Raw genomic sequence first — 17,275 nt, 5'->3', positions numbered from 1 at the left:
AAAAAATCAGGCCTTGATGGCTTTCAATACATTGATCATTTCAAGCGCGGTCAGTGCAGCTTCTGCACCTTTGTTACCGGCTTTGGTGCCAGCACGTTCGATGGCTTGTTCAATACTTTCGGTAGTCAGTACGCCGAACGCGACAGGAATTTCAGCATCCTGTGCAACGTGCGCCAGACCATTGCTTGCACCGCCCGCAACGTATTCGAAGTGCGCAGTGCCGCCACGAATAACGGTACCCAGTGCAATCACCGCGTCGTATTTACCGGTTTTCGCCAGCGCGCCCGCTGCCAGTGGCAGTTCGTAAGCACCTGGTACCCAAACGACGGTAATGTTGTCATCTTTAACCTGGCCGATACGTTTCAGGGCGTCAACCGCACCTTCCAGCAGGCTGTCGTTGATGAAGTTGTTGAAACGCGCAATGGTGATGGCGACGCGAGCGTCCGGGGTAGCTACAGCAGCTTCAATAATGTTCATACTCTTCCTTTACGGGTTCATTTGGCCCCGCAGGGGGGCGGATTTTATCATAATACTTTGCGCACTGCTTCCCTATTTCAGGAGCAATTACGCTGTCGTTAAATGGAGGCAGACATCCGGGCCTACCGGACGAATCTCGCTGAATGAGAGTTGCGGCGCATCGGCCAGTTTTTCAAGGCCGGGCAGCACAAACAGGCCGCGCGCGTCGTTACCTAACAGTTTAGGCGCAACGTAGACCAGAAGCTCATCCACCAGCCCTGCCTGGAGCAGCGCGCCGGCGAGCGTCGGACCGGCTTCAACCCAGATGCTGTTGACCTGCTGTTTACCCAGCAGCATCATCAGCACCACCAGATCGAGATGCCCGTTGTGCTCCGGTACCATAATGCTGCGCACGCCTTGCGGCCATTCGCGCGTATCTTCTTTGGTGCGGGCAATCCAGGTTTCCCCCGGCTGCTGCACGATACGGTGTTCCGGCGTCACGCGGTTCTGGCTATCAATAATAATGCGCAGCGGCTGACGCAGGTTCTCCTGCGGATAGAGTGCCTGGGTATCGGCATTCAGCTCATCCCAGCGCACGGTAAGGGCCGGATCGTCAGCCAGCACCGTTTCACTGCTGGTGAGAATAGCATGGCTTTGTGCGCGCAGACGTTGCACATCGCGCCTTGCCTGTGGCGAGGTGATCCACTGGCTCTCGCCGTTCGCCATCGCCGTGCGGCCATCCAGTGACGCGCCAAGCTTAAGCTGGATAAACGGGAAACCGGTGCGCATACGCTTCAGGAAGCCTTTGTTGATGGCTTCGGCATCCTGCATCATCAGGCCGTGACTGACGTCGATCCCTTCCTGTTGCAGACGATACAGCCCGCGGCCCGCCACCTGCGGGTTAGGATCCTGCATGGCGGCGACAACGCGCGAGACTCCCGCCGCAATCAGTGCTTCGCAGCACGGAGGCGTGCGCCCGTGATGACTGCATGGCTCCAGCGTCACGTAAGCCGTCGCGCCACGCGCCCTCTCCCCCGCCATGCGCAGGGCATGCACTTCAGCGTGCGGCTCGCCTGCGCGGTAGTGAAAACCTTCACCCACGATCTCGCCATCTTTAACAATGACGCACCCGACATTAGGGTTAGGGTGAGTGGTAAACCGACCGCGCTGTGCCAGCTTCATGGCTCTCGCCATGTACATCTCGTCCTGCATAGGCTCAATCCTGTAAGCGGGCGATCTCTTCGCCAAACTCTTTAATGTCTTCGAAGCTGCGGTAAACGGAGGCGAAGCGAATATAGGCGACTTTATCGAGCTTTTTCAGCTGTTCCATCACCAGGTTACCAATCATTTTGCTCGGCACTTCGCGCTCACCTAGCCCCCGCAGATAAGATTTAATATGATTTAACGCCATTTCGACGTCATCGGAGCTGACGGGCCGTTTTTCCAGCGCCTTGAGCATCCCGCTACGCAGTTTTTCTTCATTGAACGGTTCGCGCACATCGTTACTTTTTACCACGCGCGGCATTACCAGCTCTGCCACCTCGAAGGTGGTAAAACGCTCGTTGCACACCAGACACTGCCGACGACGACGCACGGAAGACCCTTCGCCTACAAGACGTGAGTCGATGACTTTGGTATCCACAGCGGAGCAAAATGGGCAATGCATACGATGTCCCTGTTATCTGGTTAACTGATTTCTATTTTACCCTGAACTGGCCCGACAACAAAGGAAGAGCTTTTTGAGACAAAGGATCTATGCCTGACGCCACTATCCTGTCTACCATTGCAGCAATGTGTGATTTCAAGGAATTAAACGCAATGACAAGACGTTACCTGAAAATAGTGCTGGTTGGGAGCCTGTTCACGCTCAGCGCCTGCGCACAGCAAAGTGAAGTTCGCGAGATGAAACAAAGCGTGAATACGCTCAATGTGGCGATGGACAAACTTAATAAAGAAACCGTGAAGATCACCCAGCAGAACGCGCTGAATGCCAAATCCAGCAATGGCGTTTATTTATTGCCGGGCGCAAACACGCCCGCGCGTCTGAACAGCCAGATTGGCACGCTAAAGATGTCTCTGGTGAATGTTGCAGCGAATGCCGATGGTACGCGCGCAACATTACGCATTCAGGGTGAATCCAACGATCCGCTTCCCGCCTTCAGCGGCACCGTAGAGTGGGGCCAGATTCAGGGCACCACGGAGAGCTATCAGGAGGTGAATGTGAAGAATCAGCTCTTCACCGCCCCCGCCAGCACGCTGGCACCGAGCGATGTTGATATCCCGCTCCAGCTGAGCGGACTGACGCCAGAACAGTTGGGCTTTATCCGCATTCACGACATTCAACCTGCCGCGCAATAACCCGCCCTTTTAGCGGAGTGAAATGTCACTCCGCTAACATTTACATTTCGTATGGATTGGCAACATAAATGATTGCCGCTACAATCCCGGCCGTTTAAAGTACGCAAACGTGAACGCAATCGATTACGTATGTGAGAGATATGTGAAACAACACATATTTTTGTGAGCAAGGATTCCTATAATAGGCTCCGCAGAAACACGAAATATTTAGAAACGCAATTCGCGCATTTTTCACTCCCGGAAGGGAATTTCAATCAGTGGCATGATTATGAAAAAAACATTACTCGCAGCTGGCGCCGTGCTGGCACTGTCCTCCTCTTTCACTGTTAACGCAGCGGAAAACGACAAACCACAATACCTCTCCGACTGGTGGCACCAGAGCGTTAACGTGGTAGGCAGCTACCACACCCGTTTCGGGCCGCAGATCCGCAACGATACCTACCTGGAATACGAAGCGTTTGCCAAGAAAGACTGGTTTGATTTCTACGGCTACGTCGATCTGCCGGTATTCTTCGGCGGTAACTCCGATGCGAAAGGTATCTGGAACAATGGCTCCCCGCTGTTCATGGAAATCGAACCGCGTTTCTCTATCGACAAACTGACCGGCACCAGCCTGGCGTTTGGTCCGTTCAAAGAGTGGTACTTCGCGAACAACTACATCTATGACATGGGTCGCAACGATTCTCAGGAACAGAGCACCTGGTATATGGGTCTGGGTACTGACATCGAAACCGGCCTGCCAATGAGCCTGTCACTGAACGTGTATGCGAAATACCAGTGGCAGAACTATGGCGCATCAAATGAGAACGAGTGGGATGGCTACCGTTTCAAAGTGAAATACTTTGTGCCAATCACTCAGCTGTGGGGCGGTAACCTGAGCTATATCGGCTTCACCAACTTTGACTGGGGTTCAGACCTGGGCGACGATAACTTCTATGACAACAACGGGAAGCATGCTCGTACCAGTAACTCCATCGCCTCCAGCCACATCCTGGCGCTGAACTACGATCACTGGCACTACTCTGTTGTTGCGCGTTACTGGCACAACGGTGGCCAGTGGAACGACGACGCCAGCCTGAACTTCGGCAACGGCGACTTCAGCGTTCGCTCTACCGGTTGGGGTGGTTACCTGGTCGTGGGTTACAACTTCTAACCTGTGCGGACTTCGCCCGGTGGCGCTGCGCTTGCCGGGCCTACGATCCGAATGTAGGCCGGGTAAGGCGTAGCCGCCACCCGGCTTTTTACTGCTTCACCTTCCGCAAAAAATCTGCCAGAGCTCTGTCCGCACTTTCGCTAAAGCGTCTCTCCGTCTGCACAATATTGAGGCACCTGTCGAGCCGGAAGCAGCGGTATGCATACTGTCAGGAGTAGACAAAAAAAAATCCCGGCCAGCAGGCCGGGATTTCGATACCGCATAAGACTCTTACGGCAGAATGGACGGCTGATCCGCCCCTTCTTTCTCGACTTTCTGCTGGATCAGATGTTCGCGCTTCATGCCCAGCTTCAGCGCCAGCGCGGACGCGACGTAGATAGACGAGGCCGTACCGATAGACACACCGATCAGCATGGTCAGCGAGAAGCCTTCCAGCACCGGGCCACCGAACAGGAACAGCATCAGGATCACCATCAGGGTGGTGCCGGAGGTGATCAACGTACGGTGCAGCGTCTGGGTCAACGACACGTTAAAGATTTCGTACGGCGTGCCGCGACGGATCTTACGGAAGTTTTCACGAATACGGTCAGATACCACGATACTGTCGTTCAGTGAGTAACCGATAACGGACATCAGGGATGCCACAATCGTCAGGTCAATCTCAATGTGGAAGAGAGACAGTATGCCCATGGTGATCACCACGTCGTGCGCCAGAGCGATAACCACGCCTGCCGCCAGTCGCCACTCAAAGCGGAAACCGACGTAAATCAGAATCGAGATCAGCGCCACCAGCAGCGCCATCGCACCGGTCTGTGCCAGGTCAGCACCAACGCTCGGGCCGACAAACTCAATACGCTTAACCGTTGCATCCTGGCTGGTCGTTTCGTTAATAACCTGAACGACCTTGCTGCCCAGCTCCTGGCTGCCGTTGGCATCGTGTACCGGCGGCATACGCACCATGATGTCGCGGCTGCTGCCGAAGTTCTGTAGCAACGGCTCTTCAAAGCCCGCTTTTTGCAGAGACTCACGCATCTGGTCCATATCGACCGGTTTTTCCAGGGTAATTTCGATCACCGTACCACCGGTGAAATCCAGACCCCAGTTAAAGCCTTTCACGCCCATAATGACGATGGACAAGATCAGCAGAAAACCTGAAATGCCGAAGGCCCAGTAGTCCCAGCGCATAAAGTCCCAGACTTTACGGCCGTGGTTCAATTGTTCAACAGTATATTCCTGTGCCACAACGCACTCCTCAGATAGACAGCTTTTTGACGCGCTTGCCGCCGTACAGCAGGTTCACGATGGCACGGGTGCCGACAATAGCGGTAAACATCGACGTTGCGACACCGATACCGGTAGTAATCGCAAAGCCTTTGATCGCGCCAGTACCCACTGCATACAGGATAAGAACCTTAATCAGTGTTGTTACGTTCGCATCGAAGATGGAGCTGAACGCCCCTTTGTAGCCTTCTTCAATCGCCTGCTGTACAGAACGACCGTTGCTCAGCTCTTCTTTAATACGTTCGTTTATCAGTACGTTGGCGTCGACCGCCACCGCAAGGGTTAGAACGATACCCGCGATACCCGGCATGGTTAGCGTCGCCCCCGGCAGCAGGGACATGATACCGATGATCAGCACCAGGTTGGCAATCAGCGCGGAGGTCGCAATCAGGCCGAACTTCTTATAGAAGAAGATCATGAAGATGATGGACACCGCCAGACCGGCCAGACACGCTTCCAGACCCTGCTTGATGTTCTGCATACCCAGGGTTGGACCGATGGTACGCTCTTCAACAATCTGAATTGGCGCAATCAGCGCACCGGCACGCAGCAGCAGAGAGAGCTGACGCGCTTCGTTCGGGTTGCTGATACCGGTAATACGGAAGCTGTTACCCAGACGAGACTGGATGTTGGCGATGTTAATCACCTCTTCCTCTTTCACCAGCACAGCACGGCCATTGGCATCTTTCTTACCGCTGTCTTTGTACTCCACGAACAGGGTCGCCATCGGCTTGCCGATGTTGTCCTTGGTGAAGTTAGACATGATGTTGCCACCTGCGCTGTCCAGCGAGATGTTAACCTGCGGCTGGTTGTACTCATCCTGGCTTGAAGTGGAGTCGGTGATATGGTCACCGGTCAGGATCACGCGTTTGTACAGCACAACCGGCTGGCCTTCGCGGGTCTGTTTCACTTCGGAATCGCCCGGCACACGGCCTGAAGCCGCAGCAGCCTGGTCAACGTTGGCGTTAACCAGACGGAACTCCAGAGTCGCCGTCGCGCCCAGAATCTCTTTCGCACGGGCGGTATCCTGGATACCTGGCAGTTCGACCACGATACGGTCAGCACCCTGACGCTGTACCAGTGGCTCAGCCACGCCCAGCTGGTTTACACGGTTACGCAGAATGTTAATGTTCTGCTGAACGGCGTACTCACGTGCTTCACTCAGACGCGCGTCGGTCATTACCGCACGCAGCTGGTTGCTGCCCTGAGAGGTGATCACCAGATCGCGGTGACGTTGAGACAGATAGGTCACAGCCTGATCGCGTGCCGCGCTGTCGCGGAACGTGATGCTCATGCCGTAGTTATCTTCTTTACGTACGGTGGTGTACGGAATGCCTTTATCGCGCAGATCGCTGCGCAGGCTGTCGATATTCTGTTCCTGTAGCTTGCCGAGCGCGGTATCCATATCCACTTCCATCAGGAAGTGAACGCCGCCACGCAGGTCAAGACCCAGTTTCATTGGCTCTGCGTTCAGCGCAGCCAGCCAGCGTGGGGTTGCAGGAGCAAGGTTAAGCGCCACGACATATTTATCACCCAGCACGCCCATCAGCGCTTCACGTGCGCGGAGCTGCGTGTCGGTGGTGTCGAAGCGAGCAAGAATTGCGCCCTCTTCCAGTGCCACAGACTTAGCGGTAATTTTTTCTTCTTGTAACGTTTTCTGGACCTGGATCAGCGTTTGCTCACTGGCGGCGACACCGCGCGCGCCAGTGATTTGAACGGCCGGATCCTCACCATACAGGTTGGGAAGCGCGTACAGCAGGCCGACGATAATCACGACGACCAGCATGATGTACTTCCACAAAGGATAACGATTTAACACGGCAGTTCCCTTTGGGAAAAGTTGGGATTACAGCGCCTTCATGGTGCCTTTCGGCAGAACGGCAGCTACGAAGTCACGTTTGATAACCACTTCAGTGGTGTCGTTCAGGGCGATAGCAATGTAGCCGTTTTCCGCTACTTTGGTTACGCGACCCACCAGGCCACCATTGGTCAGGACTTCATCGCCCTTCGCGATGGAGTTCATCAGGTTTTTGTGCTCTTTAGTACGCTTCTGCTGTGGACGCAGGATCATGAAGTAGAAGATCAGACCGAACACAACCAGCATCAGAATCAGAGACATCGGGCTGCCCTGCGCTGGTGCACCCGTTGCTGCTACCGCATCAGAAATAAAAAAGCTCATTCAAATTCCCTCATTATTAAAATTAATCAACGTTCAACGGTGGAACATCCCGCCCCTGACGTTGGTAGAAATCGGTCACGAAGCTCTCTAATTTACCCTCTTCGATAGCCTTACGTAAACCAGCCATTAAGCGCTGATAATAACGAAGATTATGAATGGTATTGAGACGCGCCCCCAAAATCTCGTTGCAACGATCGAGATGATGCAGATACGCGCGAGAATAATTGCGACAGGTATAGCAATCGCACTCGGAATCGAGCGGGCTGGTGTCACTCTTATGCTTCGCGTTACGGATTTTCACCACGCCATCGGTAACGAACAGATGACCGTTACGTGCGTTTCGGGTTGGCATAACGCAGTCGAACATATCAATGCCGCGACGTACGCCTTCCACCAGATCTTCTGGTTTACCCACACCCATCAGGTATCGTGGTTTATCCGCCGGGATTTGCGGGCAGACATGCTCCAGAATACGGTGCATATCTTCCTTCGGCTCACCCACAGCCAAACCGCCGACAGCGTAGCCATCAAAGCCTATCTCTACCAGACCTTTAACCGAGATATCGCGTAAATCTTCGTAAACGCTGCCCTGGATAATGCCGAACAGCGCATTTTTGTTTTGCAGGGAGTCAAAACGGTCGCGGCTACGCTTCGCCCAACGCAGGGACATCTCCATGGAACGTTTGGCATAGTCCCAGTCCGCCGGGTATGGCGTACATTCGTCGAAGATCATCACGATATCGGAGCCGAGATCGTACTGAATCTCCATAGACTTTTCCGGATCGAGGAAGATTGGATCGCCGTTGATCGGGTTACGGAAGTGTACGCCCTGCTCGGTGATCTTACGGATATCGCCCAGGCTGAAGACCTGGAAACCGCCGGAGTCGGTGAGGATGGGGCCTTTCCACTGCATGAAGTCGTGCAGGTCGCCGTGGAGCTTCATGATCTCCTGGCCTGGACGCAGCCACAGGTGGAAGGTGTTGCCGAGAATAATCTGTGCGCCAGTGGCTTCAACTTCTTCCGGCGTCATTCCTTTTACGGTGCCGTACGTGCCCACAGGCATAAACGCGGGGGTTTCTACCACGCCGCGATCAAACACCAGGCGACCGCGACGCGCGCGGCCATCGGTGGTATCGAGTTCAAATTTCATTTTTTCTCCGACGTCAGAAAAACAGTCCAACGTTGTAACACGGTGCCGCGGACTTATTCCCCGACACGCTCATTCAAAGCCTGCGGATTGTACGTGATAAACATCGCGTCACCGTAGCTAAAAAAGCGATATTTTTGTTCTACCGCAGACTTGTAGGCGTTCATCGTATGCTGATACCCCGCAAACGCGGAGACCAGCATAATCAGCGTCGATTCAGGCAGATGGAAGTTGGTCACCAGCGCATCAATGACTTTGTACTGATAGCCCGGGTAGATAAAGATCTGCGTATCGCCAAAGAAGGGCTCAATCAGCTCTTTTTTCGCGGCCTGCGCAGCGCTCTCAAGGGAACGTACCGACGTTGTACCGACGGCCACGACGCGGCTACCGCGCGCTTTCGCCGCCAGCACCGCATCCACAACCTCCTGCGGCACTTCGGCATACTCAGAGTGCATGATGTGGTCTTCGATGCTGTCCACGCGCACCGGCTGGAACGTCCCCGCGCCGACGTGCAGCGTCACGAAGGCCATCTCAATACCCTTGGCGCGCAACTTTTCCAGCAGCGGTTCATCAAAGTGCAGGCCCGCCGTTGGCGCCGCCACTGCGCCAGGCTTCTGGCTGTAGACGGTCTGATACAGCTCGCGGTCGGCTTCTTCATCCGGGCGTTCAATGTACGGCGGCAGCGGCATGTGGCCGATGGCGTTGAGGATATCAAGCACCGTGCGCTCGTCGTTAAACTCCACCTCGAACAGCGCGTCGTGACGCGCGGTCATGGTCGCTTTGATGCTCTCGTCATCACCTAGCAGCAGTTCAGCGCCCGGCTTCGGCGCTTTGGATGCGCGAATATGTGCCAGAATACGTTTATCATCGAGCATACGTTCGACCAGCACCTCAATCTTGCCGCCGCTGGCTTTACGGCCAAACAGACGCGCTGGGATCACGCGGGTATTGTTAAAGACCAGCAGATCGCCAGGGTTGAGCTTGTCGAGCAGATCGGTGAAAGTACCGTGCGTCAGCGCGCCCGTTGGCCCGTCCAGTGACAGCAAGCGACAGCTGCTACGCTCAGGCATGGGGTAGTGAGCAATCAGGGATTCAGGTAGTTCAAAGGAGAAATCGGCGACGCGCATGACGTATACTCGTGACTTAAAAACAGGCGGCATAGTCTAGTGCTCCCACCCATTTGCTGCAACAACTAGCCGCCACCGGACAAATAAAACGCATGAATTTTCTCGCTCACCTGCATCTCGCTCACCTCGCGGACAGCTCCCTCTCCGGCAATTTGCTGGCCGATTTCGTACGCGGCAACCCCGCGGAAGATTATTCCCCCGAGGTTATCGACGGGATTTTTATGCACCGCCGCATCGACGTGCTGACCGATAACCTGCCGGAAGTGACGGAAGCCAAAGCCTGGTTCCGCCCCGAAACGCGACGCGTGGCGCCGATCACGCTCGACGTCATGTGGGATCATTTCCTGTCGCGCCACTGGTCCCAGCTGTCGCCTGATATGTCGCTGCCTGAGTTTGTGCGCTACGCCCACGCGCAGGTGTCGATCATTTTGCCGGACTCCCCACCGCGCTTTGTGAATCTGAATAACTATCTGTGGTCTGAACGCTGGCTGGAGCGTTACCGCGAGATGGATTTCATTCAGAACGTGCTCAACGGCATGGCCAGCCGTCGACCGCGTCTGGACGCGCTGCGCGACTCCTGGCACGACCTGGACAAACATTATGACGCGCTGGAAACGCGCTTCTGGCAGTTCTACCCGCGCATGATGGCGCAGGCGAAAAATAAAGAACTGTGATGCCGGTTCGATTGATAGGTAAAAGCTGGTGGAACGATTGTTACCACCTCTTTGTCTTATTCCCGCGCTGCCTCTATACTGGCCCGCGTTGCGTTCCAAATAACCTTAGTATCTACAGGAGAATCATATGGTTCTGGTAACTCGTCCGGCTCCGGATTTTACAGCTGCCGCCGTTCTGGGCAACGGTGAAATCGTTGAAAACTTCAACTTCAAACAGCACACCAACGGTAAAGCGACCGTTCTGTTCTTCTGGCCAATGGACTTCACTTTCGTTTGCCCGTCTGAGCTGATCGCGTTCGACAAACGTTACGAAGAATTCCAGAAGCGTGGCGTGGAAGTGGTTGGCGTCTCCTTCGACTCTGAATTTGTACACAACGCATGGCGTAACACCCCTGTCGAAAACGGCGGCATCGGTGCGGTGAAATACGCGATGGTTGCGGACATCAAACGTGAAATCCAGCAGGCTTACGGTATCGAACATCCGGACGCTGGCGTTGCGCTGCGTGGTTCTTTCCTGATCGACGCGAACGGCATCGTTCGTCACCAGGTTGTGAACGATCTGCCGCTGGGTCGTAACATTGACGAAATGCTGCGCATGGTTGACGCGCTCCAGTTCCACGAAGAGCACGGTGAAGTGTGCCCGGCTCAGTGGGAAAAAGGTAAAGAAGGTATGGCGGCTTCCCCAGACGGCGTAGCTAAATACCTGTCTGAGAACGTATCCAGCCTGTAATCGGCACGGTTTACGAAAAAACCCGCGACTACGCGGGTTTTTTTATGGCTTATGCTGCGCCGTCTTTTTTTACCTCGCGCCAGATGCGCCATGCCATACCCGCAAGCACCATCACCCCGACGATCAGTACGCCCCAGACCATCAGCGTTTTCATTCTGCTTTCCTGCTCAGCCGCAGACGTCGCGGTTAAACGCGCCTCGCCGCCCAGCGGGACAGGTTCCAGCGTATCCGCCATCGGCAGGGCTGCCAGAGCGTAGGTTTTACGCAGTTCGGTCGGGATCAGCATATCCGTCTCCACGCTTGCCGGTTTCGCAGCCCCGTTCCCCCATGCAAGCAGATACGGCCCCTTCCCCTGCGCGTTGAACACCAGATCATAGCGCACGCGTTGCCCGATCACGCCCGGCAGGTTCTCTGGCAAACGCGCATTGAAGGTCTTGATTTTTACCGCCTCGACCAGCCCGCCCGGGAGCGGCACAGGTTCAGACGTTTTGCCGCCGAGCTGGTAGATCACCTCTTTTTTCAGCGTATGCCACCGATCCTTGTCCGCCCCCCGCCAGGCTATTTCTGCCGGGAGAACGCCGTCGCCATTCAGCATGAAGGCTATCGCACTCAGAGGCTGCGGATGCGTCCAGCGCCACACGGCTTCGCTATCGGATAGCCGCTCCCCCTCTCCCGCCAGGCTAATGTGCTCTGATTCCGGCTGCGCAGGAGCGTTAATCGCGTTGACGCCGGTTAACGTCAGGGCTGAACGCCCCGTGTTCAGCACCAGCAGCAGATAGCGATTCGCCTCAGGAGATAACACCAGATCGGTATCGATGCGGTCGAGCTTCAGGCGATCCTGTCCACTCATCACGTCCAGCAGGGGCATCTCTTCGCGCAGGGTATACCAGTTTTTTAGATCCTCGCTGTAATAGACCGATGCCGTCCCCTGCCACGAGCCCTGCGGCGTGTCCCAGAAAAGCTGGAGCTGAGAGAGCGGAACCTCCGTCGCGTTTTCCGGCAGGGTCAGCAGATAGTGCTGTCCGGCAGCCGCCGCGTGTTGCCCTTCCAGCACAATCTCCACGCCGTTTCTGGCACGTAACATAATTTTATCGCCACTGCCCTCTTCCCCGCCCGTCGAGGCGTTAAGCGCAAAGAGGCGCAGCGCCGTGGTGGTCGGTGCTGGCTGCGGACGCGTCGTGGTAACCAGGCTGAACGGTACCGGCTCGCCCGACTGATTAAACACGCGCACGTCGCGCAGATCGGGCGATGTGCTCTGCTGATAAACCGCCAGCGGCAGCATGACCCGATACCACGGCGAAGAGGCAGAGGTATCAAGGGACAGGCCATAGGCATAATCCCGCGGGGATTCCACCAGCGCGCCCTCGCTGAATGCCGGACCGGCGACGGCCAGCAGTGCCGCACAAACAACCGATTTCATCCATTTCATTTTTCTTCTCCTGCTTTAGGCGGTAGCGGCGAGAAATAGCCCACAATCAGGACCAGGATCGCCACGCCAATAAACGCGACAGCACGCGCCAGGCCGCCACCGCCCGCGCTGTCCACCAGCATCAGTTTGAGCATGACCACCCCCAGCAGCACCGCACCGGCAAGCCACTGCTGACGGGAGGCCTGACGGGTGGCGCGGATCATGACCACCAGCGCGCAGAACATCCAGAACAGGGCAAAGGTGGTCTGGATAAGCCGCGAATGCCACAGCGACTCCATATTCCAGGCCACCTCGCCGTACCACGCCAGTGCGCGCAGCAGCGCGCCGTTTAGCCACCAGAAGCCAAGCGCCATCAGCACAACGGCGGGCCACGGTCGGGACTGAGCAAGCGATGCCGGATAGTGGCGATCCACTGCCCGATAAAACACCACCAGCCCCAGCAGCGCGAACGCCGCCCCTTCCTCAAGCGGGTTCACCAGCGGCAGCCAGGTCTGTCGATAGACTACCCCGTCCTGGAAATTAGTCACGACCAGCAATACCACCAGCGCCACAACCACAGGGATCACGGCAAGGCAGGCGTAGAGCGCAGGCCATACCCGGAACGGCCACCCGCGACGCCGTACGGCCGCGGAGAGCGCCATAATCACCCCACCGCCGACAGCCATCGCAATGCCGCTTCCCCAGGCCGCCATGCCCCATGGCAGGGAGCGGGCAAACCAGTAAAGCTCGGCGGCCATGGCGAGTAAAATCATCCACAACAGCGACAGATGCAACCCCATTGCGATGCGCGGAAGAAGTTTATCTTCGTCGCGCCGCAGCATCATCAGGGCGGCAGGCAGCGCAATAGCCCAGGCCAGATTTGCCCAGCCGGCTGCCAGGATCTGCTGTTGCCAGACCTGATAAAGCACCATCAGCAGCATCACCGGCCACAGCAGCCATTTGCTGGCATCCAGCTCCCGCCATGCCAGACGAGCGGCAGCCTGCCGCCATCCCCAGGCCGACACCGCCGTCAGCGCCAGCACGCCCGCAAGAACCGATAATTCTGTCTTGAGGATCAGTTGCGACGCACCCAGTTGCGCCACTAACCAGAACAGCAGCCCACCGACCACCAGCGCCCAACTACCCGGCAGAGAGATTTTTCGCCACAACCAGGCCGCTGCCAGCCAGCAAAGACTGAGCACTGCGAAAATAAGCAGCAGGCTCAGCGAGGTGACGCCGTCCATCTGCGCCCATATCGCGCTGCCGAGCGCCAGCACCAGCAGCGCCGTCCCGCTATAGCTCATACGCCGCTGCTGCTGTTGCACGCCCAGCCAGAGGATACCCAGCCCCTCCAGCGCCCAGACCATCGCCGTCCAGCGCGCCGAAAGCGCCAGCGGAATGGCAAGCGTGGCAAACCCGCCGCCAATCGCCAGCGCCGCCATAATCAGTGGTCGCCCAATGGAGGGGTAACGTCGCAGCGCGAGGAACGCCAGTGAGAGATAAAACGCACCATAACCCAGCGCGCTGAGCGCCGGGCCGTACGTCCAGTGCGACGTCATGCCGTACTGCATCCCAAAACCAATCAGCGGCGGGGCAAACAGCAGTACGCCGTCAATAATCTGTTTACCTTTTTCCTGCGCCCGCAGCGACAGCGCTACGCTAAACACGCCAAAAATAAGCGTATTGGCAATCAGGAACAGCTGACAGATAACATAGTTTTCAGGCTGGTAGTCGCTCAGCCCCCACACTCCGCCAACGCCAAACGTGAAGAACAGCCCGAGCAGGTTGAGCTCGCGCCAGTGCTGCCAGATGCTGATGACGAGAATGCCGATGGAGAGCAGAAGATAGAAGGAGAACAGCGCCACAAAGCTACCGCCCCCGGTAGACAGGAGCAGCGGCGCAAGATATCCGCCCAGGCTCGCCAGCATGGCAAGGCTCAGCGCCTTTTGCAGCACGGCCAGCCCGACGCTCGCCGCGCAAATCACTACCAGCAGCGCAAACGCCAGCGTCATCGGCAGCATCTGCCACAGCCGGAATGCGCCAAAGACGGTCAGGTAAAGCACGCCGGTCGCCCCGCCCTGGAGGATCAGCGCGTAGATCCGTTGCCTGTGCCGCAGCCGCCATCCAACGGCCAGCAGACCCATGGCAAACAGCGCCGTGGCGGCAAGACGCAGCTCAAGCGGAAACAGTGAATGTTCAACGGTATAGCGCAGCAGGAAAGAGAGGCCGAGGAAGAGCAGTACAATCCCCAGTTTTGCCAGCGGATTGCCCTGCATAAACCAGCGCGTCAGCGAGGACAGGATGCCGCCAAAGGCGGAAGGCCGTTTTGCCGCCGGGACAGGCGCAGGTTCTGCTTCAGTGACGGGCGGTTCGGGACGCCAGGGATCGACAGGTGCGTTAACGGCCTCTGGCACCGGCGCTGGTGTCTCCACTGGCGCGGCGGTCTGCACCGGCTCCGGCGCTTTCTCAGCTACACCGTGCTGCTCAAGCGCCTCAATGCGCTGGCGAAGCCGGGCGATCTCCTGCCGCGCCGCCGTGCTTCGATTAAAGCCTATCACCGCAAGCACGGGGGCCACGCCCAGCGCAAAAACCAGGAACAAACAGCCAAGGATGTAAAGCTCGTCCATGTTTCCACCTTCACCGTAAAAGATCCGTTAAGATTGACACAAATAGTTGCATTTGCACCATCTAAAAGGTGAAAACCATGCTGCCTGCGCTTAGCTGCCGAACCAGACCGCAGCGGAGATCGCGGGCAGCGTGAGCACGCTCTCATGGAACGTCGCTTTACCCTCTTTGATCTTCCACGTTTTACCGGCCAGCAGCGGTGAATCTTCCAGCACCACTTCACACGCCTCACCCCGGTTGATCGCCACCAGCACGCGCTGCTGGTTGTAGACGCGGACAAACACCACCACATTATCTTGGGCGTACATCACCTGACAGCCCCCGTAGCGCAGGGCCTGGCTCTGCTTGCGTAGTGTCGCCATACGCTGGTACAGGCTGAACAGATCCTGATCCTGCTTTTCAGGCTCCCATGGGAAGGTTTTGCGGCAGAACGGATCGTTGTTACCGTCCAGCCCCACTTCATCTCCGTAATAGATGCAGGGTACGCCCGGCCAGGTGAAAAGCCAGGTCACCGCCAGCGGCAGACGCGCCACATCTTTACCCAGCAGCGATTTAAAGCGCGCGGTATCGTGGCTGTCGAGCTGGTTAAACATCCGAAGCTGCTGCTGATGAGACAGGCCAGCGCGATAGTTCTCCATCCACGCCATGCAGGTTTCGGCGTCAATATGCTGCGGATCGTAAGAGATATCGGTGTTAGCGAGGAAGCCCCACAGCGGGAAGGTGAAGCCGCGATAATTCATCGACGCGTCTTCTGCATCTGCCTGCAACCACTGACGCGCGTCGCCAAAGTGCTCCCCGAAGACGAATGCTTCCGACCGGGCCGCTTTTGCCGACCGGGTAATGGCGGCGACATGCTGAAGGTTATTCCGCGCCCCGCCTGCTTCACCCAGCATATGCACCACGTCCAGCCGCCAGCCGTCCATATTCCACGGCGCTTTCAGCCAGTGGCGCACGATGCTGTCTTCGCCGCCGTAGATTTCATTCACAAGCGTTGACGACTGGAAATCGAGCTTCGGCAGGCTCGGGTAGCCCAGCCAGTCCAGGGCGCGGCCATTCTCGTCAAAACTGTACCAGTCACGCTGGGGGGAATCCGGATTATGGCATGCGCCGCCCATCGACTGATTGTGGCGGTCGAACCACGCATGAGAATCACCGCTGTGATTGAACACGCCATCAAGGATCAGGCGCATACCTTCTTTTTGCGTGTTGTGGCGCAGCCGCAGCAGCGCCTCGTCACCGCCAAACTGCTCGTCAACGTGGCGGTAGTCCTGCGTATCGTATTTGTGAACGCTTGGCGCTTTAAACACCGGGTTCAGGTACAGCGCCGTCACGCCGAGCTTTTTCAGGTACGGCAGTTTTTCGCTGATACCGTCGAGATCGCCGCCGTAAAAGGTCGATCCCCCCGCCTGGGCGGTCAGCGGCTCGTCCCATTTTTTCAGAATGATGTCGTGACCGACCGCATGATGGTAATAAACCTTGTCCTGGTCGGCGGTGCGCTTTTCACTGCGCGCAAAGCGGTCCGGGAAAATCTGGTAAAAGACCTGATCGTTAACCCACTGCGGGCCGTTATCCGGGTGATCCACGGCAAACTGCTCCAGCCTGGCCGGAGGGAAACGGCTGAAGCCCTGCGGGGTAAACCACAGCTGGCGGTTGTTCCACAGCAGCTTGAAGCTGTAGCGGCGACGCGGCTGTCCGCTGCGCAAATCGATATTCGCCCGCCATGCCGTAATACCCGGCTGAGGCTGGCTGCGCACCTTGTGCATTTTCAGCGATGTCTCTTCGTTATCCACTTCGGCGCGCAGGGTCACACGTTCAGGCTGATTTTCCCCTGCCAGCCAGAGCGTAATCACAAGGTTGTCTTTGTTTTGCTTAACAAATGGGGCAACCGGAAGGTGCCAGGCGTTTAACATCACGAATCCCCTTTGATGAAATTGACGTCACCTTGCCACAGGGTTGTTAAGGATAGCTCACCATGATGGGATTTATTGGGGGAGGAGGACGGGGGAGGAGGCATCAGTGCGGCCTGATGTCCTCACCCTAACCCTCTCCCACGGGGCTGAGGGATCCCCAGTAATTTTTTTATGCAGAAGCAATAAAGTTGCTTTCTAAATGACTGAGGGCTGTCAGCGATGCCCTG

The 17,275-nt window shown here is 56.7% G+C and carries 15 protein-coding genes and 1 pseudogene; 4 read left to right on the top strand and 12 right to left on the bottom strand.

All coding sequences use genetic code 11. From position 1 onward, the window contains the following. Nucleotides 1-6: 6 nt before the first annotated feature. From ribE to nrdR, 3 genes are all read right to left on the bottom strand, one after another. Nucleotides 7-477 carry a 6,7-dimethyl-8-ribityllumazine synthase gene (gene ribE, locus ACOTZP_RS07415; RefSeq protein WP_003859098.1) on the bottom strand — a complete coding sequence of 157 codons (471 nt, stop codon included), beginning with the start codon at nt 475-477 and terminating at the stop codon, nt 7-9. 87 nt (nt 478-564) lie between these two features. Next, entirely contained in the window at nt 565-1,668 is a 1,104-nt protein-coding gene (gene ribD, locus ACOTZP_RS07410) for a bifunctional diaminohydroxyphosphoribosylaminopyrimidine deaminase/5-amino-6-(5-phosphoribosylamino)uracil reductase RibD (RefSeq protein WP_045307868.1), read from the bottom strand. A gap of 4 nt (nt 1,669-1,672) precedes the next feature. Beyond that, a complete protein-coding gene (gene nrdR, locus ACOTZP_RS07405) occupies nt 1,673-2,122 on the bottom strand; it encodes a transcriptional regulator NrdR (protein WP_003859099.1) in 450 nt (149 codons plus the stop codon). Nucleotides 2,123-2,274: 152 nt separating this feature from the next. Between nrdR and ACOTZP_RS07400 the strand changes: the two genes are divergently transcribed. Both ACOTZP_RS07400 and ACOTZP_RS07395 read left to right on the top strand, forming a co-directional pair. Further along, nucleotides 2,275-2,814, top strand: a complete 540-nt coding sequence (locus ACOTZP_RS07400) for a DUF3251 domain-containing protein (protein ID WP_003859100.1) — start codon at nt 2,275-2,277, stop codon at nt 2,812-2,814. A 268-nt stretch (nt 2,815-3,082) separates the two neighbouring features. Further along, nucleotides 3,083-3,967: a nucleoside-specific channel-forming protein Tsx gene (locus tag ACOTZP_RS07395; protein ID WP_032621817.1), complete on the top strand. Its 885-nt coding sequence runs from the start codon at nt 3,083-3,085 to the stop codon at nt 3,965-3,967. 88 nt (nt 3,968-4,055) lie between these two features. Here the strand turns inward: ACOTZP_RS07395 and ACOTZP_RS07390 are convergent. The 6 genes and pseudogenes from ACOTZP_RS07390 to queA all read right to left on the bottom strand — a co-directional run. Next, nucleotides 4,056-4,166 (bottom strand): annotated as a pseudogene (locus ACOTZP_RS07390) (DNA-binding transcriptional regulator); the annotation flags it as partial. A 71-nt stretch (nt 4,167-4,237) separates the two neighbouring features. Then, entirely contained in the window at nt 4,238-5,209 is a 972-nt protein-coding gene (secF, locus tag ACOTZP_RS07385) for a protein translocase subunit SecF (RefSeq protein ID WP_003859105.1), read from the bottom strand. Between the two features lie 10 nt (nt 5,210-5,219). Beyond that, complete coding sequence (gene secD, locus ACOTZP_RS07380) at nt 5,220-7,067, bottom strand: protein translocase subunit SecD (protein ID WP_032621613.1); 1,848 nt, start codon at nt 7,065-7,067, stop codon at nt 5,220-5,222. Nucleotides 7,068-7,094: 27 nt separating this feature from the next. Continuing rightward, complete coding sequence (gene yajC / locus ACOTZP_RS07375) at nt 7,095-7,427, bottom strand: preprotein translocase subunit YajC (RefSeq protein ID WP_003859109.1); 333 nt, start codon at nt 7,425-7,427, stop codon at nt 7,095-7,097. Nucleotides 7,428-7,449: 22 nt separating this feature from the next. After that, nucleotides 7,450-8,577 (bottom strand): tRNA guanosine(34) transglycosylase Tgt, encoded by a 1,128-nt coding sequence (tgt, locus tag ACOTZP_RS07370; RefSeq protein WP_003859110.1) that lies wholly within the window; start codon nt 8,575-8,577, stop codon nt 7,450-7,452. A gap of 53 nt (nt 8,578-8,630) precedes the next feature. Beyond that, the gene (queA, locus tag ACOTZP_RS07365) at nt 8,631-9,701 is read right to left on the bottom strand and encodes a tRNA preQ1(34) S-adenosylmethionine ribosyltransferase-isomerase QueA (protein ID WP_022647221.1); all 1,071 of its coding nucleotides are present in this window, start codon (nt 9,699-9,701) and stop codon (nt 8,631-8,633) included. Nucleotides 9,702-9,793: 92 nt separating this feature from the next. On the opposite strand from queA, the gene acpH reads away from it, so the two are divergent. Together acpH and ACOTZP_RS07355 are read left to right on the top strand one after the other, a co-directional pair. After that, nucleotides 9,794-10,375, top strand: coding sequence for an ACP phosphodiesterase (acpH, locus tag ACOTZP_RS07360; protein ID WP_022647220.1), 582 nt, complete (start codon nt 9,794-9,796; stop codon nt 10,373-10,375). A gap of 127 nt (nt 10,376-10,502) precedes the next feature. Continuing rightward, entirely contained in the window at nt 10,503-11,105 is a 603-nt protein-coding gene (locus tag ACOTZP_RS07355; protein ID WP_003859113.1) for a peroxiredoxin C, read from the top strand. Nucleotides 11,106-11,154: 49 nt separating this feature from the next. Here ACOTZP_RS07355 and ACOTZP_RS07350 read toward each other — a convergent pair whose 3' ends face one another. The 3 genes from ACOTZP_RS07350 to malZ all read right to left on the bottom strand — a co-directional run bounded on the left by ACOTZP_RS07350 (nt 11,155) and on the right by malZ (nt 17,048). Continuing rightward, complete coding sequence (locus ACOTZP_RS07350; RefSeq protein WP_271074978.1) at nt 11,155-12,534, bottom strand: DUF3999 domain-containing protein; 1,380 nt, start codon at nt 12,532-12,534, stop codon at nt 11,155-11,157. Beyond that, entirely contained in the window at nt 12,531-15,140 is a 2,610-nt protein-coding gene (locus tag ACOTZP_RS07345) for a DUF2339 domain-containing protein (protein WP_271074979.1), read from the bottom strand. Before ACOTZP_RS07345 ends, ACOTZP_RS07350 begins: the two co-directional genes overlap by 4 nt. Nucleotides 15,141-15,230: 90 nt before the next feature. Beyond that, on the bottom strand, nt 15,231-17,048 hold the full coding sequence (gene malZ, locus ACOTZP_RS07340) for a maltodextrin glucosidase (RefSeq protein ID WP_271074980.1): 1,818 nt from the start codon (nt 17,046-17,048) through the stop codon (nt 15,231-15,233). Nucleotides 17,049-17,275: the final 227 nt, after the last annotated feature.

This window comes from Enterobacter cloacae complex sp. SYL001, from assembly GCF_049237025.1.
GTDB classification, from domain to species: Bacteria; Pseudomonadota; Gammaproteobacteria; order Enterobacterales; family Enterobacteriaceae; genus Enterobacter; species Enterobacter intestinihominis.
Note: the sequence above shows the minus strand (reverse complement) of the source record. Positions and strands in the feature narration are given on the sequence as shown.

Excerpts from the sequence above, each read along its gene's own strand:
- tgt (WP_003859110.1), bottom strand. The coding sequence starts at position 8,577 with ATGAAATTTGAACTCGATACCACCGATGGCCGCGCGCGTCGCGGTCGC.
- acpH (WP_022647220.1), top strand. The coding sequence starts at position 9,794 with ATGAATTTTCTCGCTCACCTGCATCTCGCTCACCTCGCGGACAGCTCC.
- ACOTZP_RS07355 (WP_003859113.1), top strand. The coding sequence starts at position 10,503 with ATGGTTCTGGTAACTCGTCCGGCTCCGGATTTTACAGCTGCCGCCGTT.
- ACOTZP_RS07345 (WP_271074979.1), bottom strand. The coding sequence starts at position 15,140 with ATGGACGAGCTTTACATCCTTGGCTGTTTGTTCCTGGTTTTTGCGCTG.
- ACOTZP_RS07400 (WP_003859100.1), top strand. The coding sequence starts at position 2,275 with ATGACAAGACGTTACCTGAAAATAGTGCTGGTTGGGAGCCTGTTCACG.
- yajC (WP_003859109.1), bottom strand. The coding sequence starts at position 7,427 with ATGAGCTTTTTTATTTCTGATGCGGTAGCAGCAACGGGTGCACCAGCG.
- ACOTZP_RS07395 (WP_032621817.1), top strand. The coding sequence starts at position 3,083 with ATGAAAAAAACATTACTCGCAGCTGGCGCCGTGCTGGCACTGTCCTCC.
- malZ (WP_271074980.1), bottom strand. The coding sequence starts at position 17,048 with ATGTTAAACGCCTGGCACCTTCCGGTTGCCCCATTTGTTAAGCAAAAC.
- nrdR (WP_003859099.1), bottom strand. The coding sequence starts at position 2,122 with ATGCATTGCCCATTTTGCTCCGCTGTGGATACCAAAGTCATCGACTCA.
- ACOTZP_RS07350 (WP_271074978.1), bottom strand. The coding sequence starts at position 12,534 with ATGAAATGGATGAAATCGGTTGTTTGTGCGGCACTGCTGGCCGTCGCC.
- queA (WP_022647221.1), bottom strand. The coding sequence starts at position 9,701 with ATGCGCGTCGCCGATTTCTCCTTTGAACTACCTGAATCCCTGATTGCT.
- ribE (WP_003859098.1), bottom strand. The coding sequence starts at position 477 with ATGAACATTATTGAAGCTGCTGTAGCTACCCCGGACGCTCGCGTCGCC.
- ribD (WP_045307868.1), bottom strand. The coding sequence starts at position 1,668 with ATGCAGGACGAGATGTACATGGCGAGAGCCATGAAGCTGGCACAGCGC.